General features: G+C 62.2%; 8 protein-coding genes and 1 pseudogene. 1 reads left to right on the top strand and 8 read right to left on the bottom strand.

What is annotated here, in order from left to right; genetic code table 11:
• Together epd and tkt are read right to left on the bottom strand one after the other, a co-directional pair.
• Positions 1 to 868, bottom strand: an 868-nt coding sequence (gene epd / locus QMM04_RS11825) for an erythrose-4-phosphate dehydrogenase (protein ID WP_282996232.1), incomplete at its 3' end; no start/stop codon positions are given.
• Between the two features lie 398 nt (positions 869 to 1,266).
• The gene (gene tkt / locus QMM04_RS11820) at positions 1,267 to 3,258 is read right to left on the bottom strand and encodes a transketolase (protein WP_058771542.1); all 1,992 of its coding nucleotides are present in this window, start codon (positions 3,256 to 3,258) and stop codon (positions 1,267 to 1,269) included.
• Positions 3,259 to 3,531: 273 nt separating this feature from the next.
• On the opposite strand from tkt, the gene QMM04_RS11815 reads away from it, so the two are divergent.
• Entirely contained in the window at positions 3,532 to 4,287 is a 756-nt protein-coding gene (locus tag QMM04_RS11815; RefSeq protein ID WP_127834527.1) for a M48 family metallopeptidase, read from the top strand.
• A gap of 137 nt (positions 4,288 to 4,424) precedes the next feature.
• On the opposite strand, the gene speB is transcribed toward QMM04_RS11815, so the two are convergent.
• From speB to QMM04_RS11785, 6 genes and pseudogenes are all read right to left on the bottom strand, one after another.
• On the bottom strand, positions 4,425 to 5,345 hold the full coding sequence (speB, locus tag QMM04_RS11810) for an agmatinase (RefSeq protein WP_021506644.1): 921 nt from the start codon (positions 5,343 to 5,345) through the stop codon (positions 4,425 to 4,427).
• Positions 5,346 to 5,478: 133 nt separating this feature from the next.
• The gene (locus QMM04_RS11805; RefSeq protein ID WP_058775861.1) at positions 5,479 to 6,705 is read right to left on the bottom strand and encodes an HlyD family type I secretion periplasmic adaptor subunit; all 1,227 of its coding nucleotides are present in this window, start codon (positions 6,703 to 6,705) and stop codon (positions 5,479 to 5,481) included.
• A complete protein-coding gene (locus tag QMM04_RS11800; RefSeq protein ID WP_058757106.1) occupies positions 6,702 to 8,885 on the bottom strand; it encodes a type I secretion system permease/ATPase in 2,184 nt (727 codons plus the stop codon). Before QMM04_RS11800 ends, QMM04_RS11805 begins: the two co-directional genes overlap by 4 nt.
• Positions 8,882 to 10,333 carry a TolC family outer membrane protein gene (locus QMM04_RS11795; RefSeq protein ID WP_282996231.1) on the bottom strand — a complete coding sequence of 484 codons (1,452 nt, stop codon included), beginning with the start codon at positions 10,331 to 10,333 and terminating at the stop codon, positions 8,882 to 8,884. The genes QMM04_RS11800 and QMM04_RS11795 overlap by 4 nt, the downstream gene beginning before the upstream one ends.
• 71 nt (positions 10,334 to 10,404) lie before the next feature.
• Complete coding sequence (locus QMM04_RS11790) at positions 10,405 to 21,390, bottom strand: Ig-like domain-containing protein (RefSeq protein ID WP_282996233.1); 10,986 nt, start codon at positions 21,388 to 21,390, stop codon at positions 10,405 to 10,407.
• A 6-nt stretch (positions 21,391 to 21,396) separates the two neighbouring features.
• Positions 21,397 to 21,507, bottom strand: a pseudogene (locus QMM04_RS11785) (Ig-like domain-containing protein); the annotation flags it as partial.

The raw sequence follows: 21,507 nt of genomic DNA, 5'->3' as shown, positions 1-21,507 counted from the left end.
GGTTAAAATCTACTGAGACTAACGGTAATTCCGTATAGTCAACTATACCACGAAATGCCCCCTCTGACGCGTTTTGCAGCAACGCGTTGACCTCACACGCCTTCACCGCCTGGCGCACCGAAACGCTCAGATCAATGGCGGTCACGTTGATCGTCGGCACGCGCACCGCGATAGCCTCGAAGCGATCGTTAAATTTCGGAAAAATACGGGTAATGCCAGCGGCAAGACGCGTATCGACCGGAATGATCGACTGACTGGCGGCACGGGTACGGCGCAGGTCGCTGTGATACGCGTCAATCACCTGCTGATCGTGCATCGCCGAGTGAATGGTGGTCACGGTGCCCGACTCAATGCCAAAGGCGTCATCCAGCAGCTTGATCACCGGAATAATGCAGTTGGTGGTGCAGGATGCGTTGGAGACAATGCGGTCAGTTTGTTTAAGAGCCTGTTCGTTAACGCCGAACACTACGGTGGCATCCAAATCGTTGCCGCCGGGATGCGAGAACAACACTTTCTTCGCGCCAGCCTGCAGATGCGCTTCACCATCGTCGCGGCTGCCGTACACGCCGGTGCAGTCCAGCACGATATCAATATTCAGCTCGCGCCACGGCAGCGCGGCAATCTCAGCCTGATGCAGGATACGGATGGTATCTTCGCCAACCCACAGCTGATCGCGCTCCTGGCGGACCTCAAAGGCAAAGCGGCCGTGGCTGGTGTCGTACTTCAGCAGATGCGCCATGCCAGCCGCTTCCGCAAGTTCGTTAATCGCCACTACGGTGATTTCCGCCCGGCGACCGGTTTCATACAGCGCACGCAACACGTTGCGCCCGATACGACCAAAACCATTTATTGCGATACGAATGGTCATCTCACTTCCTGCAGCCACACCTGAAAAAACGTGCCAAATACCTTGAGCGTTTCGCTGCGTTTTGTACAGGGAATTCTTGCCCGGTTACGGTTGCTGACGGAGAGTACACGACTGCAACTGAAACGGTTCAGCGAGAATAAAGCATGGAAGGAATAACAGGAATGATTGCGATCAACTGTGCTGCCGATTATTGGATCTGCGTCACAAATTCAGGCAATGGCGATTATTACTGCAGGAATAATTGAACCGTTTCAGGTTCAGGCGATAACAGGGCCGCCGATCTGCACATCGGTGTCGCGGCGCAATTTATTGCGCGTGGTAAAGCATGAGGATAGCAGCAGAAATGCGCGATGAATCGCGCCGCTACAATGCGCAGCGGCGCGACGGGTTACGCGAAATTACAGAATCGATTTCGCGGTTTTCACCACATTGGCCACGGTGAAGCCGAACTCTTCGAACAGCTTCTCAGCTGGCGCTGACTCACCGAAGGTGGTCATGCCAACGATGGCACCGTGCAGGCCGGTGTATTTGAACCAGTAATCCGCAATACCGGCTTCGATAGCAACGCGTGCGCCAACCGCTTTCGGCAGCACCGACTCACGATAAGCCGCATCCTGCTTATCAAACGCATCGGTAGACGGCATGGACACCACGCGCACCTTACGACCTTCCGCGCTCAGCTGCTCGTAAGCGCCGACCGCCAGCTCAACTTCAGAACCGGTCGCAATCAGAATCAGCTCCGGCGTGCCGTCGCAATCTTTCAGCACGTAACCACCGCGCGCCACGTTAGCCAGCTGCTCAGCGCTACGATCCTGCTGCGCCAGGTTCTGACGCGAGAAGATCAGGGCTGATGGGCCGTCAACGCGCTCGATAGCGTATTTCCATGCCACCGCAGATTCCACCTGGTCACACGGACGCCACAGGCTCATGTTCGGGGTGGTGCGCAGGCTGGCCATCTGCTCAACCGGCTGGTGCGTCGGGCCATCTTCACCCAGACCGATAGAGTCGTGGGTATAAACCATCACCTGACGGATTTTCATCAGCGCCGCCATACGTGCCGCGTTACGCGCGTACTCGACGAACATCAGGAAGGTTGCGGTGTACGGCAGGAAGCCACCGTGCAGCGCGATACCGTTGGCGATGGCAGTCATACCAAACTCACGCACGCCGTAATGAATGTAGTTGCCAGCGGCATCTTCATTGATCGGCTTCGAGCCAGACCACATGGTCAGGTTGCTTGGCGCCAGGTCAGCCGAGCCGCCCAGATATTCTGGCAGCAGCTTACCGAAGGCTTCGATGGCATTCTGCGACGCTTTACGGCTGGCGATTTTTGCCGGATTAGCCTGTAGCTGCTCAATGAACTTCTGCGATTCCGCCTGCCAGTTAGCGGGCAGCTCGTTGTTCACGCGGCGTTTGAACTCAGTGGCCAGTTCCGGATGCGCAGCGGCGTAAGCAGCAAACTTCTCGTCCCAGGCTTTCTCTTTCGCCTGGCCGGCTTCTTTGGCATCCCACTGTGCGTAGATATCAGAAGGAATCTCAAATGGCGCGTAGTTCCAGCCCAGCTGTTTGCGGGTCAGCGCGATTTCGTCGTCACCCAGCGGGGCACCGTGCGAATCGTGCGTACCGGCTTTGTTCGGGGAACCGAAACCGATGATGGTTTTGCACATCAGCAGCGATGGCTTGTCGGTGACCGCTTTGGCTTCTTCTACCGCTTTCTTGATCGCGTCGGCGTCATGACCGTCCACGCCACGCACCACGTGCCAGCCGTAGGCTTCGAAGCGTTTGGCGGTGTCGTCGGTGAACCAGCCATCCACGTGACCGTCGATAGAGATGCCGTTGTCGTCATAGAACGCCACCAGCTTGCCGAGCTTCAGGGTACCGGCGATGGAGCACACTTCGTGTGAGATGCCTTCCATCATGCAGCCGTCGCCCATGAACACGTAAGTGTGATGGTCTACGATGTCATGGCCCGGACGGTTGAACTGCGCCGCCAGCGTGCGCTCAGCAATGGCGAAGCCCACGGCGTTCGCGATGCCCTGACCCAGTGGGCCGGTGGTGGTTTCTACGCCTGCGGTGTAGCCGTATTCCGGGTGACCTGGGGTTTTAGAGTGCAGCTGACGGAAGTTCTGCAGCTCGCTCATCGGCAGGTCATAGCCGGTGAGGTGCAGCAGGCTGTAAATCAGCATCGAGCCGTGGCCGTTGGACAGCACGAAACGGTCGCGATCTGCCCACAGCGGGTTAGTTGGATTGTGGTTCAGGAAATCACGCCACAGCACTTCAGCGATATCGGCCATGCCCATTGGGGCACCCGGATGTCCCGATTTCGCTTTCTGTACTGCATCCATACTTAACGCGCGAATGGCGTTGGCAAGCTCTTTACGAGAGGGCATCTTCTACTCCAGGTCGGATTAATGCTCCGCCGCGCTTAACGTATTGTAATTAATCAGTTATCAGGCGAAGCGAGAAAAAAGTCGCACATCAATGTACATGAAAATCGGGGCAAAAGTACATGTATCAGGATGCTAAATCTGCGGTTCAGGGTTGCATTTCGGGGCCTGTCTGCTAGCCAATCCGCCCCTGGCACGCTATAACCAATGCGTTTAAACACCTGCGTGGTTTTTCAGGTGTTTGTTTTCTCTACTTGTTACTCAAAGGATGCTGATATGAAAATTCGCGCCATGGTTGTCGCGCTGGGAATGGTTTCGCTGCTGAGCGGCTGCGAAGGAATGAATAACAACGCACTGTTGCAGTCTGGCGCGCAGGCGTTTCAGGCTTACTCGCTGAATGACGCCCAGGTTAAAGAGCTGAGCGATCAGTCATGTGCCCAGATGGATAAAGAGAACCAGCTGGCGCCGGCCAACAGCAGCTATCAGCAGCGGCTGAACAAAATCGCCGCCGCGCTGGGCGATAACATCAACGGTGTACCGGCCAACTACAAGGTGTATCTGACCAAAGACGTCAACGCCTGGGCGATGGCGAATGGCTGTATCCGCGTTTATAGCGGTCTGATGGATATGATGAGCGACAACGAAGTAGAAGGCGTGCTCGGCCATGAAATGGGCCACGTCGCGCTCGGCCATACGCGCAAAGCAATGCAGGTGGCTTTCGCGACCACGGCGGCACGCAACGCTGCGGCGTCGGTGGGCGGCGTAATCGGTTCGCTGTCGCAGTCACAGCTGGGCGAGATGGGCGAGAAGTTGGTTAACGCGCAGTTCTCACAGACCCAGGAGTCGCAGGCGGATGACTATTCGTACGATCTGCTGAAGAAGCGCGGCATTAATCCGCTTGGTCTGGCGACCAGCTTCGAGAAGCTGGCGAAGCTGGATCAGGGCCGCCAGAGTTCGATGTTTGACTCGCATCCGGATTCTGAGTCGCGCGCGCAGCATATTCGCGACCGCATCGCGGCGGATGGTAAGTAGTCGCCGGTCTTCCCCTCACCCCAGCCCTCTCCCGCACGCGGGAGAGGGAGCAGTCCGTGCTGTTCTCACCGCCCGCTCGATCGGTTCCCTCTCCTGGGGGAGAGGGTCAGGGTGAGGGCAGCCGCCCGCACCGCCGCTTAACCTTTATTCGCCGCCTGCACGTGCAGCATATCCAGCGCCAGCGTGGCAGCAGCCAGTGAGGTCAGGTCGGCGTGATCGTAGCCCGGTGCCACTTCCACCAGATCCATCCCCACAATGTTCATGCCCTGCAGGCCGCGGATCAGCTTGGTGGCTTTATCGCTGGTCAGGCCGCCAATCACGGGCGTACCGGTGCCTGGCGCATGGGCCGGATCGAGGCAGTCGATATCAAACGTCAGGTACACCGGCAAATCGCCCACGGTGCGCTTCACTTCGGCCAGGATGTCGTCCACGCTGCGGTCATTAACCTGCGCGGCGTCCAGCACGTTGAAGCCCAGGCTCTTATCGAACTCGGTACGGATACCAATCTGCACCGAATGCTGCGGATCGATCAGCCCTTCCTGCGGCGCAGTGTAGAACATGGTGCCGTGGTCAAAAGTCGGGCCGTTGGAGTAGGTATCGGTATGCGCATCGAAGTGCACCAGCGCCATCTTGCCGAAGTGTTTGGCGTGCGCGCGCAGCAGCGGCAGCGTGACATAGTGATCACCGCCAAAAGTCAGCATGCGCTTGCCGTTCGCCAGCAGCTTTTCCGCGTGCGCCTGCAGCTTATCGGACAGATCCTGTGAATCGCCGAAGGCGTACACCAGATCGCCACAGTCCACCACATTGAGGCGCTGACGCAGATCGAAATCCCACGGCCAGCGGCAGCCTTCCCACGCCAGGTTAGTAGAGATCTGACGGATCGCGCCCGGCCCTAAACGGCTGCCCGGCCGGCCTGACGTTGCGGCATCAAACGGCACACCGGTAATCACCCACTCGGCGTCGCTGTCGTAAGGCTGGAAGTTCAGCGGAAAGCGCATGAAACCGAAGGCGTTAGAAACCAGGGAGTTGTCGTACTGATTGCCCAGCGTGTTGTACATAACGAGTCCTCTTAAATCCTTAAATCGGTTAGCCAGTTAAGGTATAGATGAAAAAAATCCCCTCCGCGTCGTTAGGCCCGACGAGGAAGGGATTGATGGGCGTGATTATCGCCGAGATTGCCGCGCATCGCAATTAGCGCTCGCGCATCGCCTCTTTGGCCTTGTTAAACGGTTTGACCAGATAATCCATGATGCTCTTCTCGCCGGTTTTGATATCCACGGTGGATACCATGCCCGGGCTGATGGCAAAGCGCCGGCCAGCCTTGTTCTGCACATAGTCGTTATCAGTACGAATAAACACGCGGTAGTAGTAAATCTCCGGTTTGACTTCGTCCTGGATGGTATCCGGCGAAATGCTTTCCACCACGCCGTTCAGGCCGCCGTAGATGGCGTAATCGTAAGCGGAGATTTTTACCACCGCGCGCTGGCCGGGATGGATAAAAGCAATATCGCGCGGCGACAGGCGTGCTTCAATCAGCAGCCGATCGTTCATCGGTACGATGTTCATCAACTCACCGTTGGGCGGAATCACCCCGCCCACCGTCGAGACTTTGATGTTTTTCACGATGCCGCGCATCGGCGCGCGGATAGTCAGACGCGTTACGGTATCTTCGCGTCCTTTAATCACCTGCGCCAGGCTGTCGGCTTCGGCGCTGGCCTTCGCCAGCTCTTCGCGCGCCTGCACATAATACTGCGAGCGCATATCGGTAAGTTTCAGCTCCAGGTCGGACTTATCGCGCTGTAAGCGCAGCACTTCCACGCTGCTGGCGGCACCGGTTTTCGCCAGCCGCTGGGTGATCGCCAGTTCGCGATTAGCCAGCGCCAGCGACTCCTTAAACTGCCGGGTTGCATCATTGAGCTGGGCGCGTTTGGTGTTATACAGCCGGGTTTCCGCCGCGATAAGATCCGGGTAGCCATTCAGCTCGGCGGGAAACGTGAGCGGATCATCGTTCACTTCTGCACGCAGGCGCGAGGCCGCTGCCAGTGCGGCCCGGTAGCGCGCCGCGCTCTCGCCGACGCTGGACTGCGAGCGTGTGGCATCCAGTTTCGCCACGATCTGCCCGGCCTGCACGCGATCGCCCTCATGCACATACAGTTCCGTGAGAATGCCGCCCTCCAGCGATTGCAGCACCTGCTCGCGCGAACTGGGGATCACCTTCCCGGTGCCGGTTGAGACCTCATCCAGCATGCCAAACCACGCCCACACCAGCGCCACCACGATCAGCGCCGTGCTGATGACGATCAGCCGCACTGCGCCGGTGTAGTGGCTTTCCGATTTCAGTTCACCGAGCAGATCGTCGGACGAATCCACCTCCGCGGCGGTCACCAGCCGCAGTTTTGCCGGCAATTGTTTCATCATGCCTGTCCCTCCCCCGCCGCTCCGCTGGCGCGCGGTGCCGGCAGCGCGTTCTCTTTCGGGCTATCCATTACCAGCTGCCCCTCTTTCAGCACCAGTATGCGATCGACCAGCGACAGAATCGCCGCGCGGTGCGTCGCCACGATCAGCGTGCGGCCATTCAGCCAGGCGCCCAGCCGCTCAATAAAATCCTTCTCGGTATGATCGTCGAGCGAAGCGGTCGGCTCATCCAGCAGCACGATATTAGGATCGCGCAGCAGCATGCGCGCCAGCAGCAGCGACTGGCGCTGACCGCCGGACAGCCCGACGCCGCCCTCCATTATCGGATGATCGAGCCCGAGCGGCAGACGGCGAATAAAATCGGCCCCGCCACTGACCGTCAGCGCGGCAAAAATCGCTTCGTCGGTGGCGTGCGCCGCGCCCATGGTGAGGTTTTCCCGCAGCGTACCGTGGAACAGCCGCGCGTTCTGCGTCAGCAGCCCGACGTTGCGCCGCACGTCCGCGACATCAATATGCGGCAGGCTGAGGTTGTCCAGCCGCAGCTCGCCGCCCACCAGATCCATGCCGCCGGCCATCGCCTGCAGCAGCGTGGATTTACCGGAGCCGTTGCGCCCCAGCACGGCGATGCGCTCACCCGGCTTGATGGTCAGCGTCTTGATGCGTAGCGCCACCGTCAGCGAATCGCTGTAGTAGCGGAACATGGCATCGGTGAACTGATAGTGGCCAAACAGCACCGGACAGTGAATGCGCGTTTCGTCTTTACTGTTCTCCACCGGCAGATTCATCAGCGCATCGAGGCTGCTCTTCGCCGCTTTTACCTGCTGCCAGCGCGCCAGCACGCCACACAGCGTTGCCATCGGCGCAATCATGCGCGAAGACAGCAGCGACGCGGCGACAATCGCCCCGGTGGTGATATCGCCGTTGATCACCATCGGCGCCCCGACCACGATCACGCTGGCGTACACCAGTCCCTGAATGGTGACGCCCCAGCTGATCAGCGCATGCATCACTTTGCGCATCTCGACGCCCGACTGCGCGGTGATGCGGATATAGCTGTTCCACTGCTGCAGAAAGCGGTCCTCCGCCTGCATCAGCTTGATATCTTCCAGCCCCTGCACGCTCTCCACCAGCACTGCGTTGCGCAGCGTCGACTCTTTCAGGTTTTGCTGCGCCAGCTTCGCCAGTTTTTTCTGGCTCAGCACGCCGGGCAGGATCATCAGCAGCACCGCCACCGGCGCGATCCACGCCAGCTGCGGCGCGATGATCGCCATCACCAGCATAAACAGCAGGAAGAACGGCATATCGACGATCGCCGTCACCGTGGTCGACGTCACCATTTCGCGCACCGCTTCCAGCTCGCGCAGCTGCGAGATAAAGGTACCGGTCGATCGCGGTACCGCGCTGTTACGCAGCCGCAGCGCGTGGCCGAACACGCGATCGGAGACGCGCATATCGGCGCGCTTGCCGAGCAGATCGGTGACGTGATCGCGACCGACGCGCAGAATATAGGTGAACACCACCGAGAGGATCACCCCGATATACAGCACGTACAGCGTGGGGTACGACTGCGCCGGGATCACCCGATCGTACACCTGCATCGAGAAGATGATGCCGACCAGCGCCAGCAGGTTGATCAGGAACGATCCCAGCATCACGTAGCCGTAAGGACGCATGTCGTGCAGCACCAGACGGCGCAGCCAGTCGGGCCTGACCGTGGCGAGATAGCGATCGACACGGCTATCTTTGGCGGCCGTCACCGGACGCAGCGCCGCGGCGTAGCGGATCTGCGGCAGCAGCGTGTTCAGCGCGATCGGCGCCGGTTGTTCATCGCCGGCCAGGTGCACGCGCACCGTGTCATCGCCATCAAAGCTGGTGATGACGCCAACCTGGCCGTCGCTCAGTTCCACCGCCAGCGGCAAGCGCCAGCTGCTGATCTCCCACTGATGCTCTTCATACAGCTGCAGCGACAGCCCGGCCTGACGCGCCAGATGGCGCAGCGCTTTATCACGTGACTGTTTGCCCTGCCATTCGCTGGCAGCCATGATCATGCCCGGCGAGCACGGCAGACGATAATGGGTCGCGATGAGAATAATAGCGGTGGCCCAGCCGTGTAGCGGCACCTCACCACCGGCGGCGCTGGCGGGATTGCCATTGGGTGCGTCCGGAATCTGTAATTGCGTCATGGCTGGATCTCCACGGACTGGATGCGCTGGTTATTCAGCGCAAACGCTGACCGCATCTGCCCGGTGCTGTATAAGCAGTCGAGCTGCAGTGAACGTAACTGACTGATGGTTTGCTGCATGGCGAAGCGCGTCTGAAACACTTCCTGTTCGGCGTTGAGCACGTCCAGCAGCGGACGGGTACCGAGCTGCAGATACTGGTCCTGATACAGCTGCTGCGTCTTCTCGCCCAGCGTCTGCTGACGCGACATGATCGCCAGGCTCTGCGACAGGCTCAGCGCTTCGGTTTGCGATTCGCTGAGCTGCTGCTGCGCTTTGAGACGCGCCGAGTTCACCGCCGCATTGGCCGCCTGCAGCGCGCTGGCCGCCGCATCGCGCGCCGCGGTAATGCCGCCGCCCTGATACAGCGGCATCTCAACTTTGACGAACGCGGAATACTGGGTGCGGTCGAGCGTTTCGCTGCCGGAGTAGTGATTGTTGAGGTAATGCGTGACCTGCGGTTCCAGCGAAATGGTGGGTAAATTCTGCGCGTTGGCGTTATCCAGTTTAGCCTGCGCCTGCCGCGCCTGCGCCCATGCCGCCAGCACCGCCGGATTGGATTTGTCGTCAGCTTTGCCCACCGCGCAGGCGCGCGTCAGGCTGGGCGGAAACGCATCGCTGACCTTCTTCACCAGTGGCCAGCCGAGATAGCTGGCCAGCGTGGCACGCCAGCGGTTGAGGCTGGCCTGATACTGGGTCAGCGTGGTGCGCGCGCCTTCGATACGCGCGTCGGTCTGGGTGGCGTCCGAGAGCGATGCCGCCCCCTCTTCATTGCGCTGACGCTCCAGATCGCCAATCTTACTCAACGCCGTCAGCTGATCCTGGGCGATCTTCACCAGCTGCTGATAGCCCTGCACCTGCACCAGCGCGGCGGCGGTGTCGTGCGCGACGGTATCGATACTCACCAGCACGCTGGCCTGCTCCTGCGCCACTCCGGCTTCGGCGGAGCGCACCGAACTGCTGACTTTGCCAAAGTCATACAGCATCTGCGAAACCGACAGCACAAATGACGGGCTGAAGCCTTTCTCGCTGTAGGCGTTGCTGTAGCCGTTGTTCATGCCGGCGCTGATTTGCGGATAGTATTTGGCCTGCGCCACATCGACCTGGCTGGCCTGCTCCAGCATTTTGCCAATCGCCTGCGCGATGTCCGGATGCCACTGGATGGCGCGCTGTACTGCCTGGTTAAGGGTTAAGGTATCCGGCACGTTAGCCAGCGCGGGTTCGGCCACCTGACCGGTTAAGGAGGGAAGATCCTGCTGCTGCGCCAGACCGGCTGAGGTTATACGCCCCGCCTGCGTCACGGCATCACTGGCAGCCATAAGATGAGAACTGTGAAAAAACACAATGCCAGCACACAGGGCGCTGAGCTTACAGGTACGGCGAGTTGTTGCGCCTGATTGCATCAGATCCATCGATTGTTCACCAGTAAAAGAGAGAAAGGGGCACCTCCCTGTGCCCGTTATGCTTCCCTGCGTTACACCCACTAAGCCGTGTGGTTTTGATGCGGTTGCTGCAGCAACTCCTCCAGTGAGACGTTTACGCCTTCCAGGGTAATCAGCTGCGTACTGCTGTACCCCGTGCCGCTGCCGTCACGGTCAATCGACAACACCGTATTGCCATCCGCGGTATGATCCACTTTCACAAAGTCATTGATATTACTGGTGGAATCATTCCAGCCGATCAGCAGACTGCTGACGTCGATCTTGTCACCCTGCGCGACGTTAAAGTCGGTCCAGGTGTCGTGACCGTTGCCGCCGGTGGCATCTGCGCTGCTCAGCAGGTGGTAAACCAGCGTATCTGCGCCGGCACCGCTGGTAATGGTGTCGTCGTAGGCGCTGCTGGTGAGGCTGTCAGCCGCGGCGCTGCCCGTGATGGTCGGGTGAAGCTCAATGGTAAAGGTGTTGCTGGTGATGGTGCCGTCGGACGACGCCAGGGTGTAGGTAAACACCTCCTTATGCGTGATGTTCTGGATATTCACATCCGCGTTCAGGGTATAGGTATAGCTACCGTTGGCGGCGATGGTCAGTACACCAAAGTCCCCGGCCACCGCCGTGCTGCCCACGCTGCTCACGGTGGTGAGATCGCCGTGCTCATTGAGGATGCTCAGCGTGCCGCTGTGGCTGACGTTGCTGTCTCCCCAGATGCTGCCGCTGGCATCATGCTCGCTGCTGGTGGTGGTTTCCGCCGCCAGACTGGTGGTGGCGAACAGCGCGGTGGCCGCACCGTTATGCAGCGTCACCGTCAGCGTCGCCGAGGTCACTGCACCGCTGGCATCCCGCACCGAGTAGGTGAAGGTGTCTGCGGATGGCAGGGTATCGATATCCAGCCCGGCCTTCAGCGTGTAGGTGTAGTTACCCTTCGCATCAATGGTCAGCGTACCGTAGGTGGTGTTGATCACCGTATTGCCGCTGGACGCCACCGCGCTGCTGCCCACCGACGCCACCGCCGTGCCGGACGGAATCGTCCCGGCGATCGAGCTGGTGTCGTTGGTCAGCAGGTTACCGGTGACCGTCGCAGCGGTGGTGACCGCCAGCGTGGTGAAATCCGACACCGTGCTTACCGTGGTGGTTGGCAACACGCTAATGTTGGTGGTGGCTGCCACCACCACCGCATAGTTGCCGGTCCCCAGTCCGGTGTAGGTGACGTTTGCCCCTTTCAGCGTACCGATCGTCAGCAGCGCGTTAATGTAGTTGGTCTTAATACTGATCAACTGCCACGAGCCGTTCGCCTGCTGTTCGTACAGGTTTAACGAATAGTTGGCGGCCACGCCGAGACTGGTTACCGAACCGTTGAGCGTCACGGTACGGCTGTCATCGTTACCCACGCTGAACAGGTAAGCATTACCGTTGTTCAGTACGCTGGCATTGAGCACCGTACCCAGCCCCACGGTCAGCAGCGCGGTGTGCGACGAGCTGACCGTACCGTTGTTCACCGTTGCCTGCGTGCTGGTGTAATCCACCTCGTTGCTGTCGTTGGTCGCCACGATGCGAATCGCACCGGTCAGCGAAGCCCCCGGCGAGACGTTACCGGCGCGATCCGTCTGGATCACCGAGAGCGGCGCACCGGTGATCTGCGCGGTGGTGAGCGTCACCGACCAGTTGCCGCCGCTGCCGACCGTGGTGGTGCCGAGCGCGTTGCCGCTGGCATCGCGCACCGTCACCGTGGCCCCCACTTCACCGCTACCGGTGACAAGGGTACCGGCGCTGTTGATCGCCAGCCCGCTTACCGCCGCCGGAGGCAGGGTATCGACGTTCACCGTCGCCGTGATGTTGCCGGTGCTGACGTTACCCGCCGCATCGTTCACCGTGGTGCTCAGCGTGTGCGCGCCGTTCGCCAGCGTGGCGGTGGTGAAGCTCCAGCTGCCATCACTCCCCGCGGTCACAGAACCAATGGCGCTGGCACCGTCGTAGATGGTGACCACAGCACCTGCTTCCGTGGTGCCGCGCAGCGTTGGCGTGGTATCGCGCGTAAAGGCGCCGTTCGCCAGCGTCACCGGCGTACCGCTGATGTCATCAATGATGGTCAGCGTACTGGCAACCGGCACCACGGTGTCGACGATCAGCGTGGTCGACACCTGCGGGCTGACGTTGCCCGCCGGGTCGGTCTGCGTCACGTTCAGCGTGTGGCTGCCGTTGCTCAGCGCGTTGCCCACCACGAAGCTCCAGCTGCCGTTGCTGCCCACCGTGGTGCTGCCCAGCAATGTGGTGCCGTCGTACACCGTGATGCGCGCGCCCGCCTCGCCGTTGCCGCTCAGCAGCGGCGTGCTGTCGTTGGTGACGCCATTATTCGGAATGGTCACCGCCGTGCTGCCATTGTTGTTGAGCGCCAGCAGATTGGTGATGGCCGCCGGTGCCGTGGTATCGATGATCACCGTGGCCGCAGTGGTGCCGCTGACGTTACCTGCCGCATCCGTTACCGTCACCGTGATCGGGTGCGGCCCGGCGCTCAGCGCCGCCAGTGGCGTGAAGCTCCAGCTGCCGTCCGCCTGCACAATCGCCGTGCCCAGTGCCAGACCGTTGTCCAGAATGGTGACGCGTGCCCCGGCCTCCGCCGCGCTGACGCTACCGCGCAGCGTTGGCGTGGTGTCGTTGGTCGCGCCGCCGTTGACGATGGTGGCACCGGTCGCATCATTAATAATGGTGAGACTGGTGTTAGCTGGCGCCACCGTATCCACGGTGAGGTTAATCACCTCGGAACGGGGACTGACGTTGCCCGCGCTGTCGGTCACCGTTACGCTCAGCGCGTGGGCGGCATTGCTCAGCGTCGGCGAGACAAAGCTCCAGCTGCCGCTGGCGTTAGCCTGCACCGTTCCGAGCAGCGTGTTGCCATCGTAAACCGTGACAATCGCGTTCGCTTCCGCCGTGCCCTGTAGCGTCGGCGTGCTGTCGTTGGTGACCCCGTTATTAACGATAGCCACACCGGTGACGTCGTTGGTCAGCGTCAGTCCGGTTGCCGCCAGCGGCGGCGCGGTGTCGACGGTCAGCGCAAGGGACGCTGCGGGACCGGTATTGCCTGCCGCATCGGTGGCCGTCACGCTGAAGGTGTGTAAACCGTCAGACAAGGTGCCAGTGACGAAGCTCCAGCTGCCGTTGCTGGCCGCGGTTACCGAACCCAGCACCGTATCACCATCGCGGATGGTCACGATGCTGTTGGCTTCCGCCGTGCCGCTCAGGCGTGGCGTGCTGTCATTAGTGACGCCGCCCGCCGCAATCGCCACCGGCGTGCTGCCGTTGTTGTTCACCGCTGCCAGCCCGGTGATAGCCACTGGCGGCGTGGTGTCGATCACCAGCGTGGCGCTGGTAGTGGCACTGACGTTACCAGCCGCATCGGTGACCGTGACGTTGAGCGTATGAAGCGTTTCGCTCAGCGCCTCGGCTGGCGTCAGCGTCCAGTTGCCGTCACTGCCCACCAGCGCGGAACCGACCAGCGTGGTGCCATCCAGCACGGTGACGATGCTGCCCGCCTCCGCCCGGCCGCTCAGCACCGGCGTGCTATCGCTGGTGACGCCGCCATTCGGGATGACGCTGCCGCTGACGTCGCTGGTGACCACCAGCGTGGCCGCGCCCGGCGCAACGGTATCGACGGTGATGGTCACCGGCGTGGTGCGCGGGCCGGTATTGCCCGCCGCATCGGTGACCGCCACGCTCAGCGCATGCGCGCCGTTAGCCAGCGTCGGCGAGACAAAGCTCCACGCGCCGCTGCCGTTCACGAGCGCCGTGCCGAGCAGCGTATTGCCGTCATAAACGCTAACCGTGGTGTTGGCCTCGGCGCTGCCGCTCAGCGTTGGCGTAGTGTCGTTAGTCGCGCCGCCAGCCGGTATGCTGACGCCGGTAACATCGTTAGTGATGGTCAGGTTGGTGGCCACCAGCGGTGGCGTCGCATCAACGATCAGCGTCACGCTGAGCGCCTCGCCGGTGTTACCCGCCGCGTCTGTTTCTGTGACGCTGAAGGTATGGCTGCCGTCGCTCAGTGCCGCAGAGGTGTAACTCCAGTTACCGCTACTGCCGACCGTCAGCGAGGCCACCACATCGCCATCGAGGCGAATCGTCACCACACTGCCCGCTTCTGCCACACCGCGTAACAGTGGCGTGTTGTCATTAGTGGTACCGCCGTCAGCAATGGTCACCGGCGTGCTGCCGTTGTTGTTGCTGGCCGTCAGCGTCAGATCGTCCGGCGCCAGGGTATCAACGATCACCGTCGCGCTGGTGCTGGTGCTGACGTTGCCCGCCGCATCGGTCACCGAAACGCTCAGGGTGTGCGATCCTTCACTCAGCGCTGTCGCTGGCGTGTAGCTCCAGTTGCCGCCGGACGGCACGGTCAGCGTGGTCAGCACATCACCATTGTTGAGGATGGTAACCGTGCTGCCCGCTTCCGCTACGCCGCTCAGGGTTGGCGTGGCATCGCTGCTGTAGCCGCCGTTGAGCACCGGCTGCGCGGTATCATCGTTGGTGATGACCAGCGTCGAAGCGTTCGGTGCGATGCTGTCCACAGTGAAGTTAAGCGCCGCGGTGAGAGCACTGCTGTTCCCCGCCGCATCGCTGACGCCCACGCTCAGCGCGTGCGCCCCTTCGCTCAATGCAGGCGTGGTCAGCGTCCAGCTTCCACCCGCGCCCACCGTAACCGACGCGATGGCGGTGTTGCCATCGTACACTGTGACCAGGCTGCCCACTTCGGCGCTGCCGCTGAGTACCGGCGTGTTGTCATTGATGACGCTGCCGTCGCTGATCGGCACCGCCGTGCCGCTGCGATCGTTGCTGATCACCACATCAGCGGCCACCGCCGGCGCGGTGGTATCCACGGTGAAGCCGAGGGTAGCCGATGGCGTCCCCTCATCACCGCCAGGGTTTTGCGCGGTGACATAGTAGGCGTAGCTGTTATCACCTAATGGTGACGTTGGCGTATAGCTCCACTGGCCGTTAGCATCCGCCGTAACGCTGGTGATTACCGCATCCGTATTAGCGTCATAAATACGAATCAGCTGACCGGCTTCGGCAGAGCCGCTGAGCGTTGGCGTGGTGTCGCGGGTTACCGCGCCGTCTGCCAGCGTCACCAGCGTCGTGCCCGTGTCGTCAGTGATTTGCAGCGTCGAGGTGGCTGGCGGCAGATCGGCCTGCACGTTAAGGCTGAACGCCGGCGTCGCCGTGCTGACGTTGCCCGCCGCATCGGTGACGGTCACGGTGAAGCTGTGAGGTCCGTTGTTGAGCGCTGCGGTCGTAAAGCTCCAGGCCCCGCCCGAGCCAGCCAGCGCAGTGCCCAGCAGCGTGGTGCCATCGTAGATGTTCACCGTGCTGCCGGCTTCTGCCGTGCCGCTCAGGGTTGGCGTGTTGTCATCGGTTGACGCGCCGTTGTCCAGCGGGCCCGTCGTGCCGCCCACGTTATCGGCAACCACCAGGTCTGGAACCGCGTCTGGCACCAGCGTATCGACGGTGACATTCACCGGACCCACCGGCTCGCTGACGTTGCCAGCGGCATCCACCACCTGCACCGAGAAGGCGTAGCTGCCATCCTGCAGCGCGCTGGTTTCAAAGCGCCATACGCCATTGGCATCGGCGACCACCGAGCCAATCACCGTATCGTCCTGCAACAGATTGATGATGGCACCGGCCTGCGCCGTTCCGCTCAGCACCGGCGTGGTGTCGTTGGTAAAGCTGCCATCCACCAGCGGCAGTGCGGTCGGACCGTTATTGGCGTTGACCTCAAACGACAGCACCGGATCCGGCCCGACGGTGTTAACCGTCACGCCAATGCTCACCGGGTCGCTGACATTACCCGCGTTGTCACTGAGGACGACCGTCAGCGTGTAGTTGCCGTTATCCAGCGGCGACGTATTCAGGCTCCAGTTGCCTTCGCTGTCCACCGTCGCCGACCCCACCAGCACGTTGCCGTTGTACACGTTGACGAGACCACCCGGCTCACCGCTGCCGCTCAGCAGCGGCGTGTTGTCGTTGGTGGCGCCACCGTTGGCGATGGTGACAAGGTTATCCGGATCGTTGTCATTCTGCAGCAGCACGGCGCTGACCGGCTGCGGCGGCGTGGCATCAACCTGAACGGTGAAGCTGGAAGACGGCGCACTGACGTTGCCGAGGCTGTCCGTCACCGTGGCCGTCAGGGTGTGCTGGCCATCGGTAAGCACGGGCGACAGGAACACCCATTCGCCGGCCGCATTGGCGGTGGTCGAACCCAGCACCACATTGCCATCGTAAATAGTCACCAGGCTGCCAGCCTCCGCCGTACCGCTCAGGCGTGGCGTGTTGTCATTGGTAAATGTGCCATCGGGCACCAGTACCAGATCGGTACCGTTGTCGTTATTTACTTCCAGCGTGGCCTGGGCCGGAGCCTGGTTATCAACGGTAAAGGTAATCGGTGCCGACGCCGGCCCGGTGTTACCGGCCGCATCGGTGACCGTCACCGTCAGGCTGTGCGCCGCGTTGGTGAGGGTTGGCACGTTGAAACTCCACGCGCCGTCACTGCCCGCAATCGCCGTACCAATCGGCGCGCCATTATCCAGAATGTTCACCGTGCTGCCCGGCTCAGCAACGCCCGCCAGCAACGGCGTGGTATCGCTGGTGGTCGATCCCGACGGAATATCTACCAGCGCACTGCCGTTGTCATTGGAGAGACTGATTTCCGTCACCTGATCCGGTGCGGTGGCGTCAATCACCAGCTGTGCCGTGACCGGCGCGCTGACGTTGCCCGCCGCGTCGCGCGCCACAACGGTTAAGGTGTAGCTGCCGTCACTCAGCGCGCTGGCCGGCGTGAAGCTCCAGCTGCCGCTGCTGCCCACGGTGACGCTGCCCACCGGACCGTTCTGCGAGGTAATCACAATCAGGCTGCCCGGATCGCCGCTGCCGCTCAGCACCGGCGTATTGTCACTGGTTAAGCCGCCGTTCGGGATGGTGACCGGATCGCCATTGCCATTATCGCTGGCGACGCTCAACTGGGTAACCGCCGACGGTGCTACGGTATCGACGGTGATCGCCACACTGGCGCTCGGTGCGCTGACATTGCCGGCGACGTCGGTGACCGTCACGCTGAGGCTGTGCGAGCCGTCGGTCAGTTCAGGTGAGAAGCTCCATGCGCCGTCGTTATCTGCCGTCGCCGTGCCGATAGGCGTCTGTCCGTCATAGACGATGATGGTGCTGTTCGGCTCCGCCGTTCCGCTGAGCAGCGGCGTGCTGTCATTGGTGTTGCTGCCTGAGGTGATTGGCGTGGCCGGATCGACATTGTTGTTCACCAGCAGCAGATCGACGACCGCGTCCGGCGCCGTGGTATCCACGGTAAAGCTAATCGGCGCGGAAGGATCGCTGACGTTACCCGCCGCATCAGTCACCGTTACCGTCAAGCTGTGATCGCCCTCGTCCAGCGTACCGGTAACAAACTGCCAGCTACCATCGGCGCCCACGGTCACCGAACCGATCGGCGTCGTGCTGTCGCCATCGTAGACAGTGATGATACTGCCCGCCGTGGCGCTGCCGGAGAGCTGCGGCGTGGTGTCGTTGGTCGCGCCATTGGCGGCAATCGCCACCAGCGTGCTGCCATCGTTATTGCTCAGCACCACGTCCACGGGCGCTGCCGGTGGCGTGAGATCGACGGTGAAGGTGTACGGCGCGGACTCCGGCCCGACGTTGCCTGCGGGATCGGTGACGCTGGCCGTCAGGCTGTGACTGCCCGCTTCCAGGGCGGTATCTGGCGTGAAGCGCCAGCTGCCGTCATTGCCAGCGGTAGCCGAGCCGATGATCACGCCGTTATCGCGCACGATCACCACGCTGTCAGGCTCGGCGCTACCGCTCAACACTGGTGTGGTGTCGTTGGTCGCCCCGCCAGAGGCCACCGGTACGGCCGGATCAACCTCATCGTTCACCAGCAGCAGGCCGGTCGGCTCGGCTGGTGCCGTGGTATCCACGGTAAAATCAATCGCCGCGGACGGTGCGCTAACGTTGCCCGCCGGGCTGGTAACCGTCGTGGTCAGGCTATGTTCGCCCTGGCTCAGCGTCGGTACCGCATAGCTCCATGTGCCACCGGCACCCACCAGCACGCTGCCCAGCACCGTATTGCCATCGAGGATGGTGACGGTGCTGCCGGCATCGGCGGTGCCGCTCAGCTGCGGCGTGGTGTCGTTGGTCGCGGTGCCGCTGTTAATCGGCTGCAGCGTCTCGCCGTTATCGTTGTTCAGCACGACATCAGCGGCGGCAGACGGTGCGGTGAGATCGATAGTGAAATCAAACGCATCAGACGCCGGCCCGCTGTTGCCCGCCGTGTCGGTGACAATGGTGGTCAGGCTATGCGTGCCCGCCTCCAGTGCCGGATCCGGCGTGAAGCTCCAGTTGCCGTTTGCATCGGCCTGCGCCGAGCCAATCACGCTGCCATTGTCGTAAATCGCGACGAGGCTGCCCGGCTCCGCGCTGCCGCTGAACAGCGGCGTGGTGTCATTAGTGACGCCATCCGCCGCGATCGGCAGCGGCGTTGCGCCCTGATCGTTAACCAGCAGCAAGTCTGCGGCGGGCGCCGGATCGGTGAGATCGATGTTCACCTCCAGCGGAGCAGAAGGTGCGCTGGTATTGCCAGCCGGACTGGTTTCGGTCGCCGTCAGGCTGTGCTGCCCCTCGCCCAGCGCGGTGGCTGGCGTGAAGCTCCAGCTGCCGTCGTCGTTGACCGTAGTGGTGCCCAGCACGGTATTGCCATCCGAGACGGTGATGGTGCTGCCGGCGGTGCCGCTGCCGCTCAGGACCGGCGTGGTGTCGTTAGTGGCACCGCTGGTGATCAGCACCGGCGTGCCGCTCTGATCATCACTGAGCTGTACATTGCCCGGCGCGGCTGGCGTGGTGGTATCGATGGTAAAGCTGAGGGCGGCCGAGGGTTCGCTGGTATTGCCGGCAGTATCGGTCACCGTCGCCGTCAGGCTATGGTCGCCCGCTGCCAGCACCGGTGCGGTGAAGCTCCAGCTGCCGTCGTTGCCGACGGTGGCGGTGCCCAGTACCGTATCGCCATCGGAAATGGTCACGGTGCTGCCCGGTTCCGCGCGGCCACTGAGCACCGGCGTGGTGTCATTGGTGAGGCCATTGCTGACCGGCACCGGTGTGCCGCTCTGGTCGTTGCTGAGCAGCAGCTCGCTGGCCACAGCGGGTGCGCTGGTATCGACGATGACAATCACCGCCGTACTGCCCGGCCCGGTATTGCCCGCCGTGTCGGTAACGGTGGACGTCAGGTTGTGCTGCCCTTCGCTCAGCGGAGCGGTCGGGGTGAAGCTCCAGCTGCCGTCGCTGCCTGCCGTCGCTGTGCCCAGCACCGTATCGCCGTCGCTGACGGTCACGGTGCTGCCAGGTTCAGCGGTACCGCTCAGGGTTGGCGTGGTGTCATTGGTGCTGCCGCCCGCGGCAACCGGTGTGCCGTCGCCATTGCTGAGCTGCAGATTGCCTGCCGCCGCTGGTGCCTGCGTATCGACGGTGACGGTTACCGGTGTTGACGCCGGGCCGGTATTGCCGGCCGCATCGGTCACGGTGCTGGTCAGGCTGTGGCTGCCATCGCTGAGGGGTGGCGTGGTAAAGCTCCAGTTGCCATCATTGCCCACCGTGGTGCTGCCAATCACCGTACCGCCATCGGAGATAATGACCACACCGCCAGCTTCACCGCTGCCGCTCAGGGTTGGCGCAGAGACGTTAGTGCTGCCAGTGCCCAGCGGATCGCCGTCATCGTTGGTCAGCTGGATGCCAGTCGGTGCTGCGGGCGCGACGGTGTCGATGGTGATGGTGATTACCGGCGAATCCGTCACCGTGCCGCTGCCGTTATCGGCGCTGGCGCGGAATGCGTAGGTGCCGTCGGCCAGCGCTGCTGGCGTGAAGCTCCACTGTCCGTTGCTGCCCGCGACCACGCTGCCCAAAACCGTACTGCCGTTGTACAGGGTGACGAGATCGCCCGCCCCGGCCTGGCCACTGAGAATCGGCGTGCTGTCGGTGGTGCTGTCGTTATTGGACAGTTCGACCAGTGTGCTGCCGTTATCATCGGTGACAATCAGCAGGCTGCTGGTGGCCGGCACGCCCGCCTCAATGTTGACCGTGAACACCGGCGATGCCGGACTGACGTTGCCGGCCGCGTCAGTCACTGTGGTGGTCAGGCTGTGCTGCCCGTTGGTGAGCGCATCTGGCGTAAAGCTCCAGCTGCCGTTGCTACCGGCGGTAACGCTACCGAGCAGCGTGGTGCCGTCATAAATACGCACCACCGCGCCCGCTTCTGCCGAACCGCTCAGGGTTGGTGTGCGATCGTCGGTGGTCTGGCCGGAAGCCAGCGCGCCGGTGGCGCTGCCCGCGTTATCCGTCACCTGCAGGCCGCTGACGGCGGCAGGCGCGGTGGTGTCAACGCTAAAGGCGATCGGCGTTGATGCCGGGCTGACGTTGCCGGCGGCATCGGTCACCGTGGTGCTCAGGCTGTGATTGCCCTCGCCCAGCGCTGGCGTGGTGAAGCTCCAGCTGCCGTTACTGCCCACGCTGACGCTGCCGAGAACGGTGTTGCCGTCGCGAATCGTGACAATACTGCCGGCTTCCGCCGTGCCGCTCAGCAGCGGTGTCGCATCGTTAATCGCGCTGCCGCCCGTCACCGGCTGTGCGGTACTGCCGGCATCGTTCAGCAGTGCCAGATCGCTGGCTGCCGCCGGTGGCGTGATATCAACCGTAATGTTCAGGGTGACGGTGTCAATCACATTGCCGTCAACGTCGGTAATGGTGGCGCTGAACGCGTGGCCGCCCTCACTCAGGTTGCTCAGGGCAAAGCTCCACTGCCCATTGCCGTCGGCGGTGGTGCTGCCGAGCAGATCGCCGCCGTCAAAGATGCGGACGAGGCTGCCCGCCCGGGTCAGGCCGGCGAGGGTCGGGCTGTCGTCATTGGTGACGGCGCCGTTTTGCAGTGAGACGAGGGTGTTGCCGCTGTCGCCCACCAGCTCAATGCTGGCGCTGGCGGGGGGCAGCGCAGCGTCCACATTGACCACAAATTCCGCGGTCGCGCTGCTGACGTTGCCCGCCGCATCGGTTTGCGTAACGGTCAGGCTGTGGCTGCCGTTGCTGAGCGCTGGCGTGGTAAAGCTCCAGCTGCCGTT

Origin of the sequence: Pantoea sp. Pa-EAmG (assembly GCF_030024295.1) — a bacterium.
Lineage (GTDB): Bacteria > Pseudomonadota > Gammaproteobacteria > Enterobacterales > Enterobacteriaceae > Pantoea > Pantoea dispersa.
This window is presented reverse-complemented; position numbering and strand designations above follow the sequence as displayed.

What these genes read in the sequence shown, in the direction of transcription:
- tkt (WP_058771542.1), bottom strand. Translation starts at nt 3,258, where the DNA reads ATGCCCTCTCGTAAAGAGCTTGCCAACGCCATTCGCGCGTTAAGTATG.
- QMM04_RS11815 (WP_127834527.1), top strand. Translation starts at nt 3,532, where the DNA reads ATGAAAATTCGCGCCATGGTTGTCGCGCTGGGAATGGTTTCGCTGCTG.
- speB (WP_021506644.1), bottom strand. Translation starts at nt 5,345, where the DNA reads ATGTACAACACGCTGGGCAATCAGTACGACAACTCCCTGGTTTCTAAC.
- QMM04_RS11805 (WP_058775861.1), bottom strand. Translation starts at nt 6,705, where the DNA reads ATGATGAAACAATTGCCGGCAAAACTGCGGCTGGTGACCGCCGCGGAG.
- QMM04_RS11800 (WP_058757106.1), bottom strand. Translation starts at nt 8,885, where the DNA reads ATGACGCAATTACAGATTCCGGACGCACCCAATGGCAATCCCGCCAGC.
- QMM04_RS11795 (WP_282996231.1), bottom strand. Translation starts at nt 10,333, where the DNA reads ATGGATCTGATGCAATCAGGCGCAACAACTCGCCGTACCTGTAAGCTC.